This window comes from Pseudozobellia sp. WGM2 (assembly GCF_017810075.1).
Lineage (GTDB): Bacteria > Bacteroidota > Bacteroidia > Flavobacteriales > Flavobacteriaceae > JADNYK01.
In genome coordinates this window covers 1-218 of sequence record NZ_JADNYK010000069.1, presented here as the reverse complement: position 1 = coordinate 218, position 218 = coordinate 1, and the positions used below count along the sequence as shown (strand labels likewise).

1 protein-coding gene is annotated in these 218 nt (G+C 50.0%); it reads right to left on the bottom strand.

Annotated features, from left to right (window positions below):
* On the bottom strand, positions 1-218 hold a 218-nt coding region (locus IV512_RS19840), incomplete at both ends, for a transposase (protein ID WP_209406511.1).

Here is a 218-nt window from a genome sequence, read left to right as displayed (position 1 = left end):
TGGCCACCGCTATCAATGCCAATTTCTTGCTCTTCCCCTTGTTCACGATCCGCTCATAGACCTCCCTGCATGCCCTGTTGTGCCTGCAAGCGTTAAAGGAACATAGAAACAAAAGATTTCGGAGCTTTCTATTGCCGACCTTGCTTATCCGGGCTCGACCTCTTACACTGCTCCCCGACTCACGTATCGTTGGGGTTATACCGACATAACTACAAAGC